The organism is Plesiomonas sp. PI-19 (genome assembly GCF_021368255.1).
GTDB lineage: Bacteria > Pseudomonadota > Gammaproteobacteria > Enterobacterales > CAMTGL01 > Plesiomonas > Plesiomonas shigelloides.
In genome coordinates this window covers 1,338,298-1,358,087 of record NZ_JAJNMQ010000001.1, presented here as the reverse complement: position 1 = coordinate 1,358,087, position 19,790 = coordinate 1,338,298, and the positions used below count along the sequence as shown (strand labels likewise).

Sequence of the window (19,790 nt, the reverse complement as noted above, 5' to 3'; positions counted from 1 at the left end):
AGCTTATTCCTCTAAAAGATTCAAGTTACGGCTGCGAACTTCTTGCTTCAGATGAGCAATGAATTCGTCAACATTCATGCTGCCTAAGTCTTTACCGCGGCGGGTGCGGACAGCGACTTTGCCGCCTTCCACTTCTTTATCGCCACAGACCAGCATATACGGCACACGCCGTAAAGTGTGCTCGCGGATTTTAAAGCCAATCTTCTCATTTCTCAAGTCTGATTTTACACGCAGACCTGCTGAGTGAAGTTTTTCGGTTAATTCGCGAACATATTCGGCTTGGTTGTCAGTGATATTCATCACTACAGCCTGTACCGGAGCCAGCCAGGATGGGAAGTATCCTGCGTATTCTTCGGTCAAAATACCGATGAAACGCTCCAGTGAGCCTAAAATTGCACGGTGAATCATGACAGGTACGTGGCGATCATTGTTTTCGCCAACGTAAGAGGCACCCAAACGACCTGGCAGCGCGAAGTCGAGCTGGATAGTACCACATTGCCATGCACGATCCAGACAATCATGCAATGTAAATTCAATTTTCGGACCGTAGAACGCCCCTTCACCCGGCTGAAGCTCAAACTCCAGACCATTAGCACGCAGTGCTTCTGCAAGCCCCTGCTCTGCTTTATCCCAGGTTTCATCGGAACCGATGCGCTTTTCCGGGCGAGTTGACAATTTTACTGCAATATTCTCAAAACCGAAAGTGCTGTAAACGTCGTAAACCATTTTAATACAATTGGTTACTTCAGATTGCACTTGGTCTTCAGTACAGAAAATGTGCGCATCGTCCTGAGTAAAGCCACGCACACGCATCAAACCGTGCAGAGAGCCTGACGGCTCGTTACGGTGACAGCAGCCGAACTCGGCCATACGCAACGGCAGATCACGGTAAGATTTCAGACCTTGGTTAAAGATCTGCACATGACCTGGGCAGTTCATTGGCTTGATAGCGTATTCACGGTTCTCAGAAGAAGTGGTGAACATCGCTTCGGCGTATTTTTCCCAGTGACCAGAACGCTCCCACAGGACGCGGTCCATCATGAATGGGCCTTTCACTTCCTGATAATCGTACTCACGCAGTTTCATGCGTACGAACGCTTCCAGTTCACGGAAGATAGTCCAGCCATCATTATGCCAGAATACCATGCCCGGCGCTTCTTCCTGCATGTGGTACAGGTCAAGCTGCTTACCGATTTTACGGTGGTCACGCTTAGCGGCTTCTTCCAGACGCTGCAAGTAAGCATTCAGCTGCTTCTTGTCTGCCCAAGCAGTACCGTAGATACGCTGCAACATCTTGTTGTTGCTGTCGCCACGCCAGTAAGCTCCGGAGATTTTCAGCAGTTTGAAGTTGTGGCAGAAACGCATGTTAGGCACGTGTGGACCACGGCACATATCAATGTATTCTTCGTGATGATACAGACCCGGTTTATCGTCACGGGCTACGTTCTCATCCAGAATAGCGATCTTGTACTCTTCGCCACGCTCTGCGAATGTATCGCGAGCTTCCTGCCAGCTGACTTTTTTCTTGATAACGTCGTAATCTTTTTTGGCCAGCTCCAGCATGCGCTTTTCGAGCAGATCCAGATCTTCCTGATTCAGGGTACGATCGATATCAACGTCGTAGTAAAAACCGTTGTCGATTACCGGACCGATGGCCATGCGGGTATCAGGCCACAGTTGCTTAATGGCGTGACCCAGCAGGTGCGCACAGGAGTGACGCAGAATTTCTACGCCCTCTTCATCTTTGGCGGTGATGATAGAGACTGATGCATCGTTCTCAATCGGATCGCAAGCATCCACCAGCTCGCCATTGACGCGACCAGCAATACAGGCTTTGGCCAGACCAGGACCGATATCACGCGCGATATCCATAACAGAAACGGCATGATCGAACTGACGTTGACTACCGTCAGGAAGAGTAATAACAGGCATTATGATTCCTTATTCTGCAGTGGTGATCCGCACGAAAGATCACATACAGAGTTAATAATCTTTACTTTTCAGATAATTAAGCACTCATCACCCCTTAACAGATTGGTAGTGATGTTGAGTACAAGTCGGTACGCGGAGGTTCTCCGGTACACAGCGCACGACACCATTACCTTGATGTCTTACACTGACAGTTTTCGATGTTATCACTAACCAACAGGTAATTGCACCCTTGCGGCGCACTGAAACACAGTGATTTGAAAGAGAAATCACGGGTAAATACCCACAAATGACAGATTAACTTGCTGGGTTACGAGGGAAAGAAGTGAAATAAAGGAAAGATAAGGCGGGAAGCGATACTCAGCTACAAAATAAAACTCATGACATAAGCAAACGAGAGTACGCACCCTCCCCAAAGGGTGATGCCTGCGGACGCTTGTGTTCTGGATAACAGACAAAAGAGTAAGGCCACCAGCAACATAAGCTCGATGATCACCTGTACTGGAAACGCCAGTAAGCGGTAATACATCATATAAACGAGGCTCTGACCGGAGAGTGTCTGTTGACGTAATTCATTCTCCACCAGCAAAAATGCGCTGATGTAGAGCAGATGATTCAGTGTTAAAAATGACAAAACCTTATGCATGCCCGCTTCACTCCCTGAAAGCCTGATAGGTTACGCATGAGCACCTTGCTTGATAACCGGTTCACCCTACTCCCCCTATAATCGCCTCATCCTTGAGTGTGCTATAGCGTTAAAGCGTTAATGATGATCCGAAATGTATAGGTGCAGAACAAAAAACGTACACCTATAAAGATATAACACCCTCTCTAGATTTTGGGAAATCATGACTTAACGTTACGTAGCTATACAGCCGCTTCTGCGGTGTAGATTCCCATTTTGCGGATTAGCAGCGCCCCGGAGAAACACGCCAGATAAGGCTCAGTACATTCTGATGGCAAAAACATCTTGCGATAGTATGTTTTTGAATTACAGGCAGGTTACACAAGGTTAAAGATTGTACAACTGTGCGCTATCTCAGGGATTAGACTAGATTTATACGCTAGCGTTAATGGTAGCACTCCGCTAAACCGTAAGGGGTAACTCTATGTGGCATAGCATTTGTACATTGCTGAGCGAACAGTTTCAGTATGATTACTCGATAACTGAGAAACAGATGCTTCAGGGCGGTGAAGTTCATGAGACTTATCGGATCTCTGATGGGAAAAATCCGGTATTCATTAAAGTGAACGATATCTCCCTGCTATCGAAGTTTACCTCTGAGCTTGATGAACTGCGCTTACTGAAAAACAGTGAGACGATTCAAGTTCCCCAACCTTATGCTGTCGGCTCCTATCGCGATAAGTGCTTTATCTTGATGGAGTTTCTTGAGCTGCGTGAATTAAATCAAGTGGACGCCGCAGAGCTTGGTGCTCAGCTTGCGTGCCTGCATCTGTGGGGCGAGCAGCTTAAATTTGGTTTTGATGACGATAATTGGCTTTCAAGCACACCACAGCCAAATGGCTGGATGCCGCGGTGGGATAAGTTTTTTGCTGAGCAGCGTATCGGTTGGCAGTTACAGCTGTGCTTGGAAAAAGGCATTAATTTTGGTCCGGTCGATGTGATTGTCGATAACGTGCGTGATTTGTTGGCCGGGCATCATATTGAGCCGTCATTATTGGTTGGCGATATGCGACTAGCGAATTGTGCGAGCACGGCGCAAGGGCCGGTAATTTTCGACCCAGCATGCTATTGGGGGGATCGTGAGTGTGACATTGCCTCCAGTGAGTTGTTTACCCCACTTCCCGATGCCTTCTATCGTGCCTACGAGCGGGTCAGCCCATTACCGAATGGATATCAGGATCGCAAATCTGTCTACCAACTCTATCACTTACTGAATTTCTGTAACCTGTTTGGTGGACACTATCTGGAGCAAACGCAAAAAGCGATTGATGATTTGCTGCAGAACAATTACTGATGTCGTGATACGCCGCATGATGATTTCAATAGAGATGACATCATGTTTTTAATTTGGGTGACGGGCCGTTATACATTCTCAGTGGGTGACGAAATGGATTATGATGTGCGCTAAAAGTGCGCCATCTCACTAACATTATTCGGTTTATTTAGCGGACATCGCCTGTCACATCTGTGGGAGCGCCGCCACTCAGGGAGACGTCATTCCATGCTTAAAGCAGCAATTTTTGATATGGACGGTTTGTTGGTTGACTCCGAGCCGTTCTGGCAACAGGCTCAGTTAGATATCTTGCAACCTCTTGGGGTGGAAATCACGCGGCATGACACCACGCTGACCACCGGTGTGCGCATCGATCAGATCGTGAATCTCTGGTATAGCCGCTTCCCTTGGCCTGCGCCGAGTAAAGAAACCGTCGTTAATCAGATTGTGCAGCGTGTTGGTGAACTGGTTACCGAATACAAACCTTTGATGCCGGGTGTGCATGAAGTGTTGGCCCTGTGCCGCAAACGCGAGCTCAAGATTGGTTTAGCCTCCTCCTCGCCACTGGAGTTAATTCATACCGTGCTTAAAGCATTGGATATGACACAAACTTTCGATGCCATTGAATCGGCTAAGTTTTTAGCTCACGGCAAACCCCACCCTGAAGTTTATCTCAAGTGCGCGCAGGCACTGCATGTGCAGCCGACACAGTGTATTGCCTTTGAAGACTCATTACCGGGTTTGATTGCAGCCAAAGCGGCGCGTATGCACACCGTTGTGGTGCCAGAAAAATCGCAGTTAGAAGATCCGCGTTGGAGCATTGCCGATTACTGCTTGGCAAGCTTGCAGCAAGTGACTCATGCTCATCTGAATTAAGGTAAATTCGCCTTAGAACAGTAATTTATGAGTCGGATCATCATTTCCACTTATTTCGTGATGAGAATCAAAATTATTCACTATATTGAAGTAGAGAACACCGCTTCTCGGATGTTGCCGTAACAAGGAGTTGGTTATGCGTCAATACAGTGAAAAAGTGATTGAATGTCCACACTGTGGTCATCATATGCGGGTTGCGCTGGATTTCAGCAACGGTAATCAGAGTTTTTACGATGACTGCCCTGCCTGCTGTAATGCGGTACACCTGAACATTGAAGTGGATGAGCTACATGGCAGCGTTAAACTCTTTGTTGACGCCGATGATGAGCAAATTTTCTGATTCTAGCCAAGAATTCATTCAGCGCAGTACACCGACAGCTGACATGAGCGATTGAAATTGAATGGGAAGACTGAATTGCAAATAAGGGCCTTGCGGCCCTTATTTTATTGATAACGCTGAAAGTGAAAGCGTTCTTGCCGTTCAATATGCAAAGGCTGCACATCCAAACGCTGAGTAAAGGCCGGCGAATTCACCACCAGCGTATGAAACTCACCGTGCTCGCCACAGGGATCTACATTAGCCGGTAATTCAGCCAATAACGATGCATCAAAGCGACGGCCACAAAACTCCCCATTTAGCTGCGTGGTATCCACGCTTATCAGGTAAGTCTCAATCTCGCGCTGGATAATCTCCTGCGCTAACAAAGAGGTTGGCTCTCCCATCAAAGGGAATAAGGTCTGCCAACCTTGTGGCTCTAAGTAGCTACGGCGAAATTCAGCAATACCATCTAAAAACAGATCGCCAAACGCCAACGTATCAAACAGTAAACCACTTTGCTGTAACCCTTGCACCACGGTTTGTTTATAGACTTCATTGCTCGGCCAATGCGGTAACGCAATAGTGCATAGCGGTAACTGCAAACGCTGCGCCTGTTGTTGCACGATGCGAATTGGCGTGCCCTGAATCGGAACTTCATCACCACTGTGAGTGGTAAACAGCCCCACCACTTCGACATCATGCATTTCTTGCAATCGAAGCAAGGTCAGCATGGAGTCTTTACCTGAGCTCCAGCTCAGTAATACCCGTTTCACTGACCGCTCTCCACATGAGTTACGGCAGTATGTTGTTTCATCCGCTCGGCCATCACGCGCTCGACGGTATCCACCACCGCTTGGGTTTGCGGGTCAATTTCCAGATTAACGCGGTCACCCAAGCGACGCTGTCCTAAAGTGGTTCTAGCCAAGGTTTCCGGGATCAAATTGACACAAAACCGTGAACGGGTAGTTTCACCAATGGTCAGACTGATCCCATCAACGCCGATGTACCCTTTGGTCAGGATATATTTCATCAGTTCTTGTGGCGCGCGAAACCAAATCTGACGATTCGTTTCCGAAGTCAAAATCTTCACGACTTCCGCGGTAGCCATTACGTGCCCTGACATCGCGTGTCCGCCAATTTCATCGCCAAATCGTGCGGCACGCTCAATATTGACCCAGTCACCGACCTTTAACGCCCCCAGATTGGTGATGCGCAAGGTTTCCTTCATGAGGTCTACAGTAATATGTGCACCATCAATGCGGGTGACTGTCAGGCAGACACCATTATGCGCAACCGATGCGCCTAACGTCAGTCCGGATGACAACTCTACAGGCAATGCCACTTCCATCGTTCTTAACTGATCTTTTTCTTCAATCGCGATGATTTGTGCTTTGCCCTGCACTATTCCGGTAAACATGTTCCTACTCCTGACTGATAGCTCGGTAAATGCTGCTCGCAGTGTGCCTGATTTCTTGGCGTTGGCCAAATATCGCCGTTATGACAGTAGCAGAATTTTGCCTATGCAAATCGTGCCAACCTGTCTAACCTGCTGATTTTTAACAGTAGAAAATAGCACCATCCCTCTGAATTTACTGGTAACATATTAACCGTTTCCTTTCTATAAATTACGCAGAGCCTAAAAATGCCTCTGCGAAAGCACAAAATAAGGGATTGTTCTCCCTGCTGTCGCTTTGCGTTGTTTTTTCTTTCGGAGTTTTTGTGCAGAGATACCGTTTAGAAGCAAAAAGCTTGCTTAAACTGGCAATTCCAGTGCTGATTGCACAGGTTGCCCAAACCTCTATGGGTTTTATTGATACCGTGATGGCGGGTAAAGTCAGCGCGGCAGATATGGCCGCCGTGGCTGTGGCATCGTCTATCTGGTTGCCGGCGATTTTATTTGGTCATGGTTTACTGATGGCGCTGACGCCAGTGATCGCGCAGCTTAATGGCTCTGGGCGTCGTGATCGTATCGGTCACAAAGTGCGTCAGGGATTTTGGCTGTCTTGGATCATCTCTATCCCGATCATGCTGGTGCTATATGGCAGCCGGATTATCGTGGAGCAGATGGATATTGACCCGCACTTGACCGATCTGACGGTGCGTTACCTGCAGGTGATCATGTGGGGTGTGCCGGGCTATCTGATGTTTGCCGTGCTGCGCTCGTTTAACGAGGGGCTATCCAAAACCAAACCGGGGATGGTGATTGGTTTTGTCGGCTTGCTGATCAACATTCCGGTTAACTATATCTTCATCAATGGTAAGTTTGGTGCGCCAGCACTGGGCGGCGTGGGCTGTGGCGTGGCGACTGCCATGGTGTATTGGTCTATGTTCTTGATGATGCTGTATTATGTCACGCACGCTCGCAGTTACCGTGACTTAAAAGCCTTTGATAGTTGGGAAAAGCCTGAAAGCAAAACGCTGGTGAAGTTGACGCGTCTTGGCTTCCCTATCGCGATGGCGATGTTCTTTGAGGTAACACTGTTTGCGGTTGTCGCCCTGCTGGTATCTCCATTAGGTACAACTATTGTAGCGGGTCACCAGATTGCGCTGAACTTCAGCTCGATGGTCTTTATGTTACCGCTGTCAATGGGGATTGCAGTGACTATCCGCGTTGGCCATCGTTTGGGTGAGAAGTCCCCTGATGATGCACGTGTAGCAGCCATTACCGGTTTGGTAGTGGGCTTTACGCTGGCGATGTCGACCGCTATTTTGACCATCTTGTTCCGTGAAAGTATCGCCAACATTTACAACAGCGATCCGCAGGTTATCCATGTTGCCATGCAATTGATGGTGTTTGCCGGTATTTACCAGTGCTCCGATTCCATTCAGGTGGTCGGCAGTGGCGTACTGCGTGGCTACAAAGATACCCGCGCAATCTTCGTGATCACCTTCATCTCTTACTGGCTGATTGGTTTACCGATCGGTTATGTACTGGGACGCACCAATTATTTGGTACCCGCAATGGGTGCGCACGGTTTCTGGATTGGCTTTATCAGCGGTCTGACTACTGCCGCGTTACTGTTCCTGATCCGCATCCGCTGGTTACAGCGTCAGGACAAACACAAGATCTTAGAGATGGCCAGCCGCTAATAGTTTACTGATTGCTGACAGCTCACCGAGCGGTCAAACAAAAAGTGCTGTCAAACAAAAATCCCGCATCAATGTCCGTTGACTGGCCGATGATGCGGGATTTTTTTTATCGCAGCGAGCTTATAACTATGGCGAGATTATTCCCGACTCACCATCTTTAGCAGGCTAAAAGACAGGCCAAGCAACACGCCGAACAATCCCAAGAAAATTAAGAAGGCGTAGCCATGATGCGCCATGGCGTAAAGATCATGTTTCTCAAACCACATCATGAAAGAGACATTAAGCACTAACGCTACAATAATGAATAAAATCATCATGATAATAATCCATGTAAAAGGCTCGCTTTAATCTGAGTCCGTTTTTTGCCTACTTTAATCTCTGCCGTGTATACAGCAGATAAACTACGACAATATTCAGAGCCCGATATTCATTACTGAGTGTAGCTATTCAGCGCAGCAGCAAACTCAAATGTGCAGAAACGATATGATTACGCTCCTTTTTAGATAAATCCGCTTTTTGATTTTTATTGCTCATCACCGGTTTAACATAGCGTGCCGGCCAGTTGAACACCGCGCTTTGTTCGGCGATCTGAATCCGTGGCCATGAGTCAGACAGCGTACCGGGCAATCGTGTAGACGTAATGGCTTTGGCTGTCGACAACGTGGATACGGGCAACAGCAAAAGAATACAAAGCACAACGCTTAACATATGCATATCGCCATCCTCCTACTTTATACCTGACGTCAACCCCATCCCAGACAGCTAACCTACATCGCTCCACTACAACTCACTTAAACTAACGTTGTTTGTGCTAACTTGACGTCAACTCACTTTCTAGGAGCACTGGGAGATTAATGTTAGCGTGAGATTCACTACGATTTGTTTATCTCTTGTTAATGACTCTAGATGTTTTCTCGCTGACAGCAAGAGCCCCGCACGATTATTATGTGTAACAGTCTTTTGCTATTTAATTTCTAGCCAGTTAATTGTTGTTGATTGATTTTGAATGGGTTATTTATTTCATTGACGGATGCCGATGAAATAAATAACCGCAAAAAGAAAATCTAGGCGATTAAAACAGCAAACCAATATGCACTTACACGCATCATAGGAAATAAAAATAACACCTTGCAGCAACTTTCCGCTCAAGCACGGCTCTAACTGAGCGGCAGGTATGTTATAAAAGCCCTCGACAAAATACACACTGGCACAATAACAATATTAATTTTCATTAAACTTCATGCTATTAGCAGAAAACTACGGGTAGGTATCACTTGTTAAGACACAACACTTCAGGTAAACGGATGTTCCCGAGGCTGTCTCTTTCGTGCAGTAAGGAAACTGTGACGTTTCTTACCAGCTTATATTTGGGAACCGTTCTTAATTTTAGTTTTTATGCCCAGCTGGCGGCTATCTTTCAAGAGATGACTACCGTCCATCCAGCATTTATCATTAGTATTCCCTTTTTTGTTGTCTTTACCCTCAACCTCGCGCTCAACCTACTCAACTGGCGCTACCTGATTAAGCCGGTCATTATCCTACTGTTAATGAGCTCCGCTGCCGTTTCTTATGCCATGATCAAATACAGTGTCGTATTTGATCGCGACATGATTCAAAATATTTTTGAAACCAATGTGGCAGAGGCTCATGCGTATATTAATGCCTCCTCCATCACCGCCTTTGCGCTGTTTGTTATCCCTCCGATTTTTTTATTGCTCAATACAAAAATTCAGTACGGTGGGTTTTGGCGTGAACAGGTGCATCGTTTAGCTAGCATGGTTGTTTCAGTCGTGGTAATTGCCATTATTGCGCTCTTTTTCTACAAAGATTATGCGTCAGTGGGCAGAAACAACCCGCAATTGCTCTCACAAATTGTCCCCACTTATTTTATTCGTAATACATATAAGTACATAAAAAAGGCCCATTTCTCAGCGCCAGTACCTTACACCACGGTAGGTGCAGATGCAGCGCGAACGCGTGTGCCGACAGAAACCAAACCATCAATTACCGTATTGGTTCTCGGGGAAACCTCGCGTAGCGCTAACCATTCACTGAATGGCTATGCGCGTGATACCAACCGATATACCCAACAATTAGGCATGATTTCGTTTAAGAATGTCAGCTCATGTGGCACGGCAACTGCCCTTTCGGTGCCTTGTATGTTCTCCAATTTGGGGCGTAGCAATTACAACGAACAACAAGCCAAAAATCAGGATAATGCGTTGAATGTCATTCAACGTGCGGGGATTAACGTAACTTGGCTAGAAAATGATGGGGGCTGTAAAGGTGTTTGTGACAAGGTCACCACCATTACTATTAACCCCGCTGAAAAAAATGCCTATTGCAACGGCAAGACATGTTACGACGAGGTGTTTTTACCTGAGTTAGACAGCCTGCTCAACACAGCCGACGGTAAAGACGCGTTGATTGTCTTACATGTTATTGGTAGCCACGGCCCAACCTATTATCAGCGCTATCCGGCCGAAAAACGCCTATTTACGCCAGATTGTCCGCGCAGTGATATTGAAAACTGCTCAACAGAGCAACTGGTTAATACCTATGACAATACGATCGCGTATACCGATTATGTGATTTCTAAAGTAATTAATCGGCTCGATGCTCCTGCCCTGACACAGAAATACAACACCAGCTTATTGTATATCTCTGATCACGGCGAGTCTTTGGGTGAGTCCGGTTTATACCTGCATGGCACGCCATACAGCGTGGCGCCAGACACTCAAACTCAGGTTCCAATGATGCTATGGATGTCGCCACAGTTTATTGCTCAGCGTGACATCAATGCCGAATGTCTGAAACAAAAAGCAGGCAGCCAAGCATATTCCCACGATAACTTATTCCATACTTTGCTGGGGATCACCGGCGTGAAAACGCAAGCTAAGAACGGTGAGTTGGATATTCTGGCGGCCTGTCAATCCTAACAGCCATCAGAACACAAAGTTCGTCATACACAAAAGGGTTCAGCAATGAACCCTTTTTCATGTAGAGATGATGATGATGATGATGATGATGAGTTATGTGGCGTATTCACGCAGAGTGATGCAAAACTTTATGCATTGGGACATGCAAAATGTCCGCTTCGATAAACTCATCACCACAGGCGGTAAACCCTAAGCGATGGTAAAAATCCACCGCATGGCTTTGTGCGCCTAGAAAGACTCGTGGGTAGCCCTGCTCTTGTGCAAACTGAGCCAGCGCATTTACCACTTTCGCGCCCATGCCTTTACCGCGACTACTTTTCAGTACAGCCACGCGCCCGATATGGCCATCAGCCAGAATGCGCCCGGTCGCGACCGGTTGACCATCTACAAACACCAGCGCATGCCATGCTTGTGGATCTTCACCGTCTAAATCCAACGCTCGGGAGATGTTTTGTTCCTGACCAAACACGGTTTCTCGAATCTGACAAATATGCTGCTGATCCGCTCCTGAGAATGCAACAACCCTGACTTCTTCCATTTCTACTTCTCCGGCGGATGATAATAAGGAGAGGTTATCGACGCAATCTGTCGATGACACCACTGATGACGGCAGGCGTAACCAGAACAATCTGTGCGCATAACACGTAATACGCCAAGCGATAGGGATAGCCCGCCATCCCCGATACTAGCATTGCCAAGATCAGAAACACTAACGCAGACAATAAACCGTTCCTGAACCGGTTCGTTCTTTGTTTAAAAAAGAACCAGAAATAGACGAGCGCAATTATCGTAAAACAAGCTGTCATCATTGACAGATTCAGCCCCCAACCGACACCACCGCGAAAATGGCGACCAAGGGAATGTGCATACTGATGTCCGACCGAGTACAACGCTGATAACGCTATCGTACTCAACAAAGCACTGATCACTGTAAATAGAATACACTGCCACCGCGTTATTGGAGATGCCGTATTCTTTGGCAAGGTATTTGTTGACGCGGTGTTTGCGGCAGATTTTTTTACTGACATAACGGTAATCCTCTGCTGCATTTCATGACTGAACGCCCGCACAAAACAGCGATGCAGAGGAAGATAAACGAAGAAAGGGCTTTTGGATATGCGAGAAGACGTATTTTAGAAAACAAGAGCTAGAAAACAAATACGACAAAGCCTCGCTATGCGAGGCTTTGTCTAAAATCTGGTACACCCAAGTGGACTCGAACCACCGACCCCTACCATGTCAAGGTAGTGCTCTAACCAACTGAGCTATGGGTGTATGTTGTATAGGTTGCTTATCTGCTGAATTTGGTACACCCAAGTGGACTCGAACCACCGACCCCTACCATGTCAAGGTAGTGCTCTAACCAACTGAGCTATGGGTGTATCGCAGATTTTGGTGCGTCCTAGTGGACTCGAACCACCGACCCCCACCATGTCAAGGTGGTGCTCTAACCAGCTGAGCTAAGGACGCCTTGCAACTCGCTTCACGACATGTTGCCGTTGGAAGCGAGGTGAATATTAACGATAGCTCGGGATGCTGGCAAGTGAGAAAGTGCAAAAAAATCAAATCACTGAACTGATTGACCTAAATTGCATCAATCCGTTGATTTTTCATGCCAACCAGTTCACAGCTTCACTGCACTCTACTGCATGTCCGCACAAAATCACCTCGAGCATCACCGATGGCGCGACCCGAAGCTAATCACCTCGCAGCGCCTGCAAGGTACAAGAGGGAATAATATGCTGCTTCACATAGCGATTAAAGTCAGATAACTGGCACCAACCCGCCCGCTCACTTGCAGTTTGGCAACCAGGCAGTTGAAGTGTCACCGCATGCGGAGGTTCAGTTAAGGTTAACGGTGTTTGTTCACGCATTTGCGCCAAGCTTTGGTACACCACCTGTACCCGTAACCAAGGCGTACCACGGCTATCTCGCCAACGCTCAAAGACCAACTCGCCTCCTGGCGGGGTATTATCCGGCTGTTGTGGCAATGTCCAATCGGTGCCCAGTAAACCAGAAAGATTTGCCAAATTCGTGTCATGGCCGGCTAAAAAGACGATACGCGCCTTCGCGGCCGGCGAACCTAATGAATCTGCACCGGCGCTATCATTTAGCGCAGCGGTGATGGTCTGTAATAATGCAGAGCCTTGATGCGCGGCGATGTATGGCGTGCGAAACGCCAAGTTAAACGCGGCATTATGCAAACTGAGCAGCTTGTTCCACTGTGCCTCAGTGTGAATACGTCCCCACCCCGGCGCGGCCATGCCTTGGGCTTGTTGCAGTAAGAACATCTCCGCCAAGGTGGAGGACAAACTCAGCGCGCCATGTTGCTGTATCTTTACTCCATCACCGATAGTGACTTTTTCCGGCATCGTCGCCGCTAAGGTACAAACACCTGATTGCGGGGCGTTTAACTGGCAATAGGCGGAATCCTCAAAGCGTAACACCTTATCCATCAATGCCAGCGCTGGCGCATGTGCTTGGTTAATTTTGCCTAACGGTATGCCGACCTGCATTTGTACCGCAGCAAGGGCGGTATCGGGATCCATTTTGCAAGTGGAGTCCGGCTGAATATGAAATAGCGGATCTTTTTTGCGTACATCAGACTGATGGTGAATAGACAAACCGCAGTCCGGCGCTAAACCTTGCAAGAAGGCCTCACCGGTTTTACGCGTCCGTTCATCCACATCAGCCCAAACATAGATATCAGCCGGAGCCGGACAGCCTTTGGTGCTATCGGTTTCTGCCGCAGCTGCTGTCGACGACGCTGTCGTAGCAGTACTCAACAGCCCCTGCTCACGCCAATACTCTCGGTAATAACGCCCCATCAAGGAGATCAGATGCTCGCCGCGTGGCGTGATATCCCCCAAGGGAACCGGCCACGCAGGCCACAGCTCAGGCGTGACTTGGTAGAGTAACGGCGGCATTTTTGTTGGTGCACGCACGCCATGCCGACTCAAGATCACGACCTTCTCCAACGTCATCTCCGGTATATCTGACGCTACGGAGCCCGTTGATGCGGTAGATTCCGCTACCGCAGACGCCTGCGCCAACCCACTCCACAGTCCGATCATCGCCAACGCGAGTCCTGCTAGTCGGTGTTTTGTATATGGTGAACTGAGATAAGTGGCAACGCGCCTACTCGGGGTAACCTTTAAACTGTGCATGATCAACATCCTTATTCTTAACTCATTGCTATGTTTTCATTGATTCTGCTGCAACGGTAATATTCTACCTCGCCTATTTTGTAACAAGTAATTTAACTTAACATTCACTTTTATATTCAGATAGATACTCCAAGTCAGCCTGTTTTTTCTCTCTACAATCTACGTGTAAACAAACTCGACGTTAGAGGTATAGCGCTATAGATGGCTGTTATGCACAATTCTATATATGTTAAGGTTTTACTGATATTCAATAAGATAATGCATGACGTTAACATCAAAATCGTTAACGCTTAACCAAATATAGGTATTTAATTATGATGATGCAGAAATGCGTATATGGGCTTTCTCTGGCTCTGCTGCTGAGCACTTCGGCACATGCCAACATCCTCAATCGCGACTGCACCATGGAAAAAGCAACACGCAACGCAGCAATGGAAGCAACACTAGGTGTAAGTGGTAACTGTACTGTAGAAAAAGCACTCAAAGAACAAGCTGGAAAAGCCGTAGGTTGGGATGAAAAAAAAGATGCGCTAAATAATACCCAAGAGCGTATTAAAGACAGTAAACAAGCGCTCAATCACGATATTCGCACGGCAAAAGAGCGAGTGAATAATACTCGTGATTCGATTGAAGATGCCATACAACATCCTGAAAAAGCCATTATCAAGCAAGCGCTTAAATAAGCTTAACCCACTATTAGCTATTTATTATATGCACATAAAAAAACCGCCATCATAGGCGGTTTTTTATTATTCACATTACGCTCGCTAATCACTTATTCATCGCTCAGTAATGGAAACCCATTAGCGACGAGCGACGGATGGCACGGCTGCCGGTTTGCCGCCTTCCACCCATTGGCGAATACGATTAGCATCCCCCACTGGCGTGCGTTTACCCACGGAGTCAAGCAGCACAATGGTCAAATCGTTTTTACCACCAGGCTGAGCACGCATAACCAAACAGCGCCCTGCTTCATCGGTAAAACCGGTTTTACTTAAACGCACGTTCCAATTGTCATTTCTAACCAGTGGATTGGTGTTCACAAATTGCAACGCATAGGCTGGATTTTTAAATCGCATCTCATGACTTTCGGTCTGCGTAAACTGACGAATCAGCGGTTTTTGGTAGGCCGCTTTTACCAGTTTTGCGAGATCGTTGGCTGTTGATACGTTATGTGTCGACAGACCGGTTGAATCAGAGAAACGCGTATTTTTCATTCCCAGCGATTTTGCCTTTCGGTTCATCGCTTTAACAAATGCGCTCTTCCCACCCGGATAATGACGCGCTAAGGCAGACGCCATGCGGTTTTCTGATGACATTAATGCCAGCAGCAACGCATCATGACGCGTAATTTGCGTACCAAAACGGATACGCGAGTGGGTATTTTTTAGTGTGTCGCGGTCCCGTTTATCGACCGTAATCACTTCATTTAGATTTTGTTTTGCATCCAGAACCACCAACGCGGTCATCAGTTTTGTCACTGATGCAATAGGAACCACTTTATTGGGGTTTTTCGCATAGAGGGTTTTGCCCTTTCGCGTATCCACAACCAGCGCACTGGCTGACGCCAATTTTAATTCTGCTGGTTTAGCCGATGCGTGTACCGGGGTTATGCTTGCCACGAAAAATGAACATGTCAGCGCATAAACAAGACCTAAAATGCGGCTCCTTTTGCTCATACAAACTCCATCCATTTACATATACAGGATCAATGATTTGGTTTTTTATCTGTTTGGGTATTCGGGCGTTTTACCCGAGCTAAGCCTTTTAAAAAATTGCGCAGAAACTGGTCTCCACAAATCCTGTAGTTTTTATGATCTTTTTGACGAAATAATGCACTGAGCTCAGGTTTAGAAATCCGCAGCTGCGCCGCTGACAGAATATTGATTATGTCGTCATCCTTTAATTGAAGCGCAATACGGATTTTACGCAACACTAAATTGTTGGAAAAACCTTCTTTTATTGGTGGCTTTGCGGCACTTTCCGGAGCTGGACCACGAAAATGGGTAATCAGCCCATCCAAAAATGCCATCAATGCCGCATCAGGACACTCGCGAAAATCCGCTTCATCCTCTTTTGACAGCCATGAGGTAACGGTTTCGGCCGTGGTTTCATATCCTTCACCTTTCATCAGGTTACGGATTTTAGTTGCACTCAGTTGCAGTGAGTAACGCAGGCTTCGCAAAACATCGTTAGTAATCATGGAGTTCCAAATTCGGTTAAATGTATACCGCAGATTACCCGCGGTAAAAGCGTGCGCATACTAGCACAACCACTCTCAGAGGGAATATCAATATTGCGCTCGCTCTGCGCCCAAGTTAGCTGATAAACTGTAAAAAACTTTTTAGACCGTGATACCGCACGGCTTTCTTTGCAAAAGGCATTGTCATGGACATCTTCCATCTTGAAAACCACCCTTATGTTGAACTGTGTGATTTGCTGAAAATTCAGGGCTGGAGCGAAAGCGGCGCGGCAGCAAAAGCTGTGATTGCTGAAGGTCTGGTTAAAGTTGACGGACAAGTTGAAACCCGTAAGCGTTGCAAGATCCAATCTGGTCAGGTTGTTTTGTTCCAAGGCCAGAGTGTTAAAGTCAAAAGCTAACCGCATGCGAACTTTCACACGGTAACGACTCAATGCCATTCCTGCTCTGTTGCAGAATGGCATTTTTATTTTCCCAATTCATAACTGTTGTAGAAGATAAAATCTAAGGAATACTGATGTATAAGTTGCTTGCTCTGGATATGGATGGAACCTTGCTGACTTCACAGGGTGAGATTTCACCTAACACGCGTGAGGCCATTGCGAAAGCCAGGGCAATGGGCGTGAAAGTAGTGCTAGCCTCTGGCCGACCGCTGGAAGGTATGCTGCCGTATCTGAACACCCTAGGGCTGAACACCGATGACGATTTTGTCTTGTGCTATAACGGCTCATTGATTCAAAAAGCCGGTAGCCATGACGTGGTTCGTAGCTGCATTTTAAATGGTTGCGATGCACATGCGCTGCAAACGCTCAGCCGTGAGTTAGGGGTGAATATTCACGCGTTTTCACGCCGGTTAGGATTAATCACGCCAAAACGCAACCATTACACCGAACATGAAGCGAAACTGAACGGGATCCCGCTGCTGGAGATGGACTTTGCCGAGCTCCCTGCCGATGAAGAGATCCTGAAAGTGATGTTCATCGATGAGCCCGAGGTGCTCTCCGCGGCCATCGCGCGGCTAACCCCTGACCTGCATCAGCGCTATACCATCGTACAAAGCGCGCCGTATTTCCTGGAGTTCTTGAACCCATCCAGCAATAAAGGGATTGCAGTTGGCATGCTGGCAGACTATTTGGGATTAGATGCATCAGAGGTGATTTGCGTGGGTGACGCCGGTAACGATCGCCACATGATTGAGTTTGCCGGACTCGGCGTTGCGATGGGTAATGCTACTGAGGATATCAAGGCGCTCGCTGACTTCGTGACCAAGAGCAATGATCAAGACGGCATCGCCCACCTGATTGAGCGTTTTATCGTGAACCCTGAGCTGGAAAGCTGTGTTTGAGCTTGGATTTTCCAGAACGCTAACGGTAATGCGAAATAGATAAACAGGTTTCAATCGATAGCCGCGACGGCTGTATCATCACGTTGTACAGCTGTCGCGGCTACATTATTTTTGTATTACCATCGTGCTTGTATCACCAGCACGGTTTTCCTTGGTTATTGTCCTCTGTTTCTCTGTTTCTTTGTGCCTCTTTTGTCTATTTGCCCCTTCTTATTGCCCTTTTCTCTTTGTTAGCCAAGCTGAATATCGACAAAAAATGCGCACAACAAACATTTCATAATGCTGATGAATGTAACCGAATACATCGAATAATAAGGCGAAAAACTTAGCAAGTTGAATAAAATACCCACAGCCAAATCCGCGTTCACACTCACCTGATGTCTCAACCATATGAACCGAATCCCCCGTATAACTGGCTTCCAAATTACATTAGTCATACAAATAAGATGAGTTATTCAAACTGGTGCCGGTTTTTAGCGCCATAAAACATCATTTGATTGTCACAAAATTCGCTTACAAACAGATAAATAATCTGCTGATCTTACTTTTCCCTTTAGCGCGTATTTGCGTTACATATTTAAAACCAGAAGTCATTTTCACGTAAAAGAATAAGAAAAGCGTGTTGTATTTTTAGGATTAAATTCAGAGGGTAAGCCCGTAATGAAAGCGCAAAATACCGAATGTCTTACATCAACAGACGATCTTGAGTGTGCAGAGATTAAACCGGATAACTGGACCCGGATTGCCACCGAATTGCTGGATAAAGCCGGTATTATGATTAATGGACCGCGTCCTTTTGATATGCGGATTAAGCATCCCGACACGCTGATGCGGATCTTGCAAGAAGGTTCATTAGGATTAGGTGAAAGCTATATGGATGGCTGGTGGGAGTGCGACCGGCTAGACGTCTTCTTCGACAAAGTGTTGACCGCAAAACTTGATCAACAACTGCCCTCTCATCTGAAAGACATTTTACGTATTGCGCGTGCGCGGCTATTTAATATGCAAACCCGTCACCGCGCGTGGCAAGTCGGCAAAGAGCATTATGATTTGGGTAATGACCTGTTTAACGCCATGCTTGATCCAAACATGCAATATTCTTGCGCATATTGGAAAGATGCCGATACCTTGGCTGATGCGCAAGTGGCCAAGCTGAAGATGATATGCGAAAAACTGCAGCTCAAGCCGGGAATGAAAGTGCTGGATATTGGCTGTGGTTGGGGCGGCTTAGCGGCGTACATGGCAAAAGAGTATGGCGTAAGCGTAGTTGGTGTGACTATCTCTAAAGAGCAGCAACAACTGGCACAAAAACGCTGTGAAGGTTTCCCGGTACAAATCATGCTGCAAGATTATCGCGATCTGAACGAAGAGTTTGACCGCATTGTATCCGTTGGGATGTTCGAGCACGTGGGGCCGAAAAACTACCGTACCTATTTCAATGTGGTGAATCGCTGCCTGAAAAAAGACGGCTTATTCCTGCTGCACTGCATCGGCAGTAACACTTCAGGCGTTAAGGCAGATGCGTGGATCAGTAAATATATCTTCCCGAACGGCTGCTTACCGTCTATCCGGCAGATTGCCGACGAAGCGGAAGGCCATCTGATTATGGAAGATTGGCACAACTTTGGCGCTGACTACGATAAAACATTGATGGCATGGGATGAGAACTTTGTCCGCGCATGGGATTCAATCAAAGACAACTACTCCCCTCGTTTTTATCGGATGTTCCGCTACTACTTGAATGCCTGTGCCGGCGCGTTCCGTGCTCGTGATATTCAACTATGGCAAGTGCTGTTTAGCCATAGCGGCCTGCGCGGTGGCGTCTATATTACGCACTGATACTCATTGATACATTGTGATCAATTGGCGGTGAGTGTTAGTTTCACGCTCAATTGCACTGCATCCAGCACAATAAAAAAGAGGCTTTCGCCTCTTTTTTATTGACACATGTATCACGTGTAGTAAAC

Annotated in this window: 20 protein-coding genes and 3 tRNA genes; 9 read left to right on the top strand and 14 right to left on the bottom strand. The window is 47.0% G+C overall.

All coding sequences use genetic code 11. From position 1 onward, the window contains the following. Nucleotides 1–3: 3 nt before the first annotated feature. Together thrS and LQ901_RS06205 are read right to left on the bottom strand one after the other, a co-directional pair. Complete coding sequence (gene thrS, locus LQ901_RS06210) at nucleotides 4–1,932, bottom strand: threonine--tRNA ligase (protein WP_064977733.1); 1,929 nt, start codon at nucleotides 1,930–1,932, stop codon at nucleotides 4–6. A 361-nt stretch (nucleotides 1,933–2,293) separates the two neighbouring features. Continuing rightward, a complete protein-coding gene (locus LQ901_RS06205) occupies nucleotides 2,294–2,575 on the bottom strand; it encodes a hypothetical protein (RefSeq protein WP_233672048.1) in 282 nt (93 codons plus the stop codon). 463 nt (nucleotides 2,576–3,038) lie between these two features. On the opposite strand from LQ901_RS06205, the gene LQ901_RS06200 reads away from it, so the two are divergent. The 3 genes from LQ901_RS06200 to LQ901_RS06190 all read left to right on the top strand — a co-directional run bounded on the left by LQ901_RS06200 (nucleotide 3,039) and on the right by LQ901_RS06190 (nucleotide 5,103). After that, complete coding sequence (locus LQ901_RS06200; RefSeq protein WP_152117004.1) at nucleotides 3,039–3,908, top strand: fructosamine kinase family protein; 870 nt, start codon at nucleotides 3,039–3,041, stop codon at nucleotides 3,906–3,908. Nucleotides 3,909–4,115: 207 nt separating this feature from the next. Beyond that, nucleotides 4,116–4,763, top strand: a complete 648-nt coding sequence (gene hxpB / locus LQ901_RS06195; protein WP_233672047.1) for a hexitol phosphatase HxpB — start codon at nucleotides 4,116–4,118, stop codon at nucleotides 4,761–4,763. Nucleotides 4,764–4,899: 136 nt separating this feature from the next. Then, nucleotides 4,900–5,103: a CPXCG motif-containing cysteine-rich protein gene (locus LQ901_RS06190; protein WP_010863625.1), complete on the top strand. Its 204-nt coding sequence runs from the start codon at nucleotides 4,900–4,902 to the stop codon at nucleotides 5,101–5,103. A gap of 104 nt (nucleotides 5,104–5,207) precedes the next feature. On the opposite strand, the gene LQ901_RS06185 is transcribed toward LQ901_RS06190, so the two are convergent. Then, on the bottom strand, nucleotides 5,208–5,855 hold the full coding sequence (locus LQ901_RS06185) for a hypothetical protein (RefSeq protein WP_233672046.1): 648 nt from the start codon (nucleotides 5,853–5,855) through the stop codon (nucleotides 5,208–5,210). Continuing rightward, nucleotides 5,852–6,499 (bottom strand): riboflavin synthase, encoded by a 648-nt coding sequence (locus LQ901_RS06180; protein WP_039044732.1) that lies wholly within the window; start codon nucleotides 6,497–6,499, stop codon nucleotides 5,852–5,854. The genes LQ901_RS06185 and LQ901_RS06180 overlap by 4 nt, the downstream gene beginning before the upstream one ends. A gap of 302 nt (nucleotides 6,500–6,801) precedes the next feature. Between LQ901_RS06180 and LQ901_RS06175 the strand changes: the two genes are divergently transcribed. Further along, nucleotides 6,802–8,172 (top strand): MATE family efflux transporter, encoded by a 1,371-nt coding sequence (locus LQ901_RS06175; RefSeq protein WP_064977736.1) that lies wholly within the window; start codon nucleotides 6,802–6,804, stop codon nucleotides 8,170–8,172. Between the two features lie 137 nt (nucleotides 8,173–8,309). Here LQ901_RS06175 and LQ901_RS06170 read toward each other — a convergent pair whose 3' ends face one another. Both LQ901_RS06170 and LQ901_RS06165 read right to left on the bottom strand, forming a co-directional pair. Beyond that, entirely contained in the window at nucleotides 8,310–8,489 is a 180-nt protein-coding gene (locus LQ901_RS06170) for a hypothetical protein (protein ID WP_233672045.1), read from the bottom strand. A 130-nt stretch (nucleotides 8,490–8,619) separates the two neighbouring features. Next, entirely contained in the window at nucleotides 8,620–8,886 is a 267-nt protein-coding gene (locus LQ901_RS06165) for a hypothetical protein (protein ID WP_233672044.1), read from the bottom strand. 590 nt (nucleotides 8,887–9,476) lie between these two features. On the opposite strand from LQ901_RS06165, the gene LQ901_RS06160 reads away from it, so the two are divergent. Beyond that, nucleotides 9,477–11,111 (top strand): phosphoethanolamine transferase, encoded by a 1,635-nt coding sequence (locus tag LQ901_RS06160; protein ID WP_233672043.1) that lies wholly within the window; start codon nucleotides 9,477–9,479, stop codon nucleotides 11,109–11,111. Nucleotides 11,112–11,217: 106 nt separating this feature from the next. Here the strand turns inward: LQ901_RS06160 and LQ901_RS06155 are convergent, their stop codons facing one another. The 6 genes from LQ901_RS06155 to LQ901_RS06130 all read right to left on the bottom strand — a co-directional run bounded on the left by LQ901_RS06155 (nucleotide 11,218) and on the right by LQ901_RS06130 (nucleotide 14,185). Next, a complete protein-coding gene (locus LQ901_RS06155; RefSeq protein WP_084977341.1) occupies nucleotides 11,218–11,649 on the bottom strand; it encodes a GNAT family N-acetyltransferase in 432 nt (143 codons plus the stop codon). A gap of 34 nt (nucleotides 11,650–11,683) precedes the next feature. Then, nucleotides 11,684–12,139, bottom strand: coding sequence for a hypothetical protein (locus LQ901_RS06150; RefSeq protein ID WP_152136988.1), 456 nt, complete (start codon nucleotides 12,137–12,139; stop codon nucleotides 11,684–11,686). A gap of 170 nt (nucleotides 12,140–12,309) precedes the next feature. Next, nucleotides 12,310–12,386: transfer RNA gene (locus LQ901_RS06145), tRNA-Val, on the bottom strand. A 30-nt stretch (nucleotides 12,387–12,416) separates the two neighbouring features. Next, nucleotides 12,417–12,493 (bottom strand) — tRNA-Val (locus LQ901_RS06140). A gap of 11 nt (nucleotides 12,494–12,504) precedes the next feature. Then, nucleotides 12,505–12,581, bottom strand: a tRNA-Val gene (locus LQ901_RS06135). Between the two features lie 227 nt (nucleotides 12,582–12,808). Further along, nucleotides 12,809–14,185, bottom strand: coding sequence for a histidine-type phosphatase (locus LQ901_RS06130; protein ID WP_178090345.1), 1,377 nt, complete (start codon nucleotides 14,183–14,185; stop codon nucleotides 12,809–12,811). Nucleotides 14,186–14,592: 407 nt separating this feature from the next. Here LQ901_RS06130 and LQ901_RS06125 point away from each other — a divergent pair, with 407 nt between their 5' ends. After that, nucleotides 14,593–14,961, top strand: coding sequence for a hypothetical protein (locus tag LQ901_RS06125; protein WP_010863633.1), 369 nt, complete (start codon nucleotides 14,593–14,595; stop codon nucleotides 14,959–14,961). A gap of 120 nt (nucleotides 14,962–15,081) precedes the next feature. On the opposite strand, the gene pbpG is transcribed toward LQ901_RS06125, so the two are convergent. Together pbpG and LQ901_RS06115 are read right to left on the bottom strand one after the other, a co-directional pair. After that, the gene (gene pbpG / locus LQ901_RS06120; protein WP_052021589.1) at nucleotides 15,082–15,957 is read right to left on the bottom strand and encodes a D-alanyl-D-alanine endopeptidase; all 876 of its coding nucleotides are present in this window, start codon (nucleotides 15,955–15,957) and stop codon (nucleotides 15,082–15,084) included. A 29-nt stretch (nucleotides 15,958–15,986) separates the two neighbouring features. After that, a complete protein-coding gene (locus LQ901_RS06115) occupies nucleotides 15,987–16,481 on the bottom strand; it encodes a DUF1456 family protein (RefSeq protein WP_010863635.1) in 495 nt (164 codons plus the stop codon). Nucleotides 16,482–16,666: 185 nt separating this feature from the next. Between LQ901_RS06115 and ybcJ the strand changes: the two genes are divergently transcribed. The 3 genes from ybcJ to cfa all read left to right on the top strand — a co-directional run bounded on the left by ybcJ (nucleotide 16,667) and on the right by cfa (nucleotide 19,662). Further along, nucleotides 16,667–16,879, top strand: coding sequence for a ribosome-associated protein YbcJ (ybcJ, locus tag LQ901_RS06110; RefSeq protein WP_010863636.1), 213 nt, complete (start codon nucleotides 16,667–16,669; stop codon nucleotides 16,877–16,879). Nucleotides 16,880–16,995: 116 nt separating this feature from the next. Further along, nucleotides 16,996–17,823 carry a sugar-phosphatase gene (gene yidA, locus LQ901_RS06105; protein WP_152136990.1) on the top strand — a complete coding sequence of 276 codons (828 nt, stop codon included), beginning with the start codon at nucleotides 16,996–16,998 and terminating at the stop codon, nucleotides 17,821–17,823. A gap of 660 nt (nucleotides 17,824–18,483) precedes the next feature. Continuing rightward, complete coding sequence (gene cfa / locus LQ901_RS06100; protein ID WP_152136992.1) at nucleotides 18,484–19,662, top strand: cyclopropane fatty acyl phospholipid synthase; 1,179 nt, start codon at nucleotides 18,484–18,486, stop codon at nucleotides 19,660–19,662. Nucleotides 19,663–19,790 lie beyond the last annotated feature (128 nt).

Coding starts and splice junctions, on each gene's coding strand:
- hxpB (WP_233672047.1), top strand. CDS start 4,116: ATGCTTAAAGCAGCAATTTTTGATATGGACGGTTTGTTGGTTGACTCC.
- LQ901_RS06115 (WP_010863635.1), bottom strand. CDS start 16,481: ATGATTACTAACGATGTTTTGCGAAGCCTGCGTTACTCACTGCAACTG.
- LQ901_RS06165 (WP_233672044.1), bottom strand. CDS start 8,886: ATGCATATGTTAAGCGTTGTGCTTTGTATTCTTTTGCTGTTGCCCGTA.
- pbpG (WP_052021589.1), bottom strand. CDS start 15,957: ATGAGCAAAAGGAGCCGCATTTTAGGTCTTGTTTATGCGCTGACATGT.
- LQ901_RS06130 (WP_178090345.1), bottom strand. CDS start 14,185: ATGATCGGACTGTGGAGTGGGTTGGCGCAGGCGTCTGCGGTAGCGGAA.
- ybcJ (WP_010863636.1), top strand. CDS start 16,667: ATGGACATCTTCCATCTTGAAAACCACCCTTATGTTGAACTGTGTGAT.
- LQ901_RS06180 (WP_039044732.1), bottom strand. CDS start 6,499: ATGTTTACCGGAATAGTGCAGGGCAAAGCACAAATCATCGCGATTGAA.
- yidA (WP_152136990.1), top strand. CDS start 16,996: ATGTATAAGTTGCTTGCTCTGGATATGGATGGAACCTTGCTGACTTCA.
- LQ901_RS06150 (WP_152136988.1), bottom strand. CDS start 12,139: ATGTCAGTAAAAAAATCTGCCGCAAACACCGCGTCAACAAATACCTTG.
- LQ901_RS06155 (WP_084977341.1), bottom strand. CDS start 11,649: ATGGAAGAAGTCAGGGTTGTTGCATTCTCAGGAGCGGATCAGCAGCAT.
- LQ901_RS06200 (WP_152117004.1), top strand. CDS start 3,039: ATGTGGCATAGCATTTGTACATTGCTGAGCGAACAGTTTCAGTATGAT.
- thrS (WP_064977733.1), bottom strand. CDS start 1,932: ATGCCTGTTATTACTCTTCCTGACGGTAGTCAACGTCAGTTCGATCAT.
- cfa (WP_152136992.1), top strand. CDS start 18,484: ATGAAAGCGCAAAATACCGAATGTCTTACATCAACAGACGATCTTGAG.
- LQ901_RS06190 (WP_010863625.1), top strand. CDS start 4,900: ATGCGTCAATACAGTGAAAAAGTGATTGAATGTCCACACTGTGGTCAT.
- LQ901_RS06160 (WP_233672043.1), top strand. CDS start 9,477: ATGTTCCCGAGGCTGTCTCTTTCGTGCAGTAAGGAAACTGTGACGTTT.
- LQ901_RS06170 (WP_233672045.1), bottom strand. CDS start 8,489: ATGATGATTTTATTCATTATTGTAGCGTTAGTGCTTAATGTCTCTTTC.
- LQ901_RS06125 (WP_010863633.1), top strand. CDS start 14,593: ATGATGATGCAGAAATGCGTATATGGGCTTTCTCTGGCTCTGCTGCTG.
- LQ901_RS06205 (WP_233672048.1), bottom strand. CDS start 2,575: ATGCATAAGGTTTTGTCATTTTTAACACTGAATCATCTGCTCTACATC.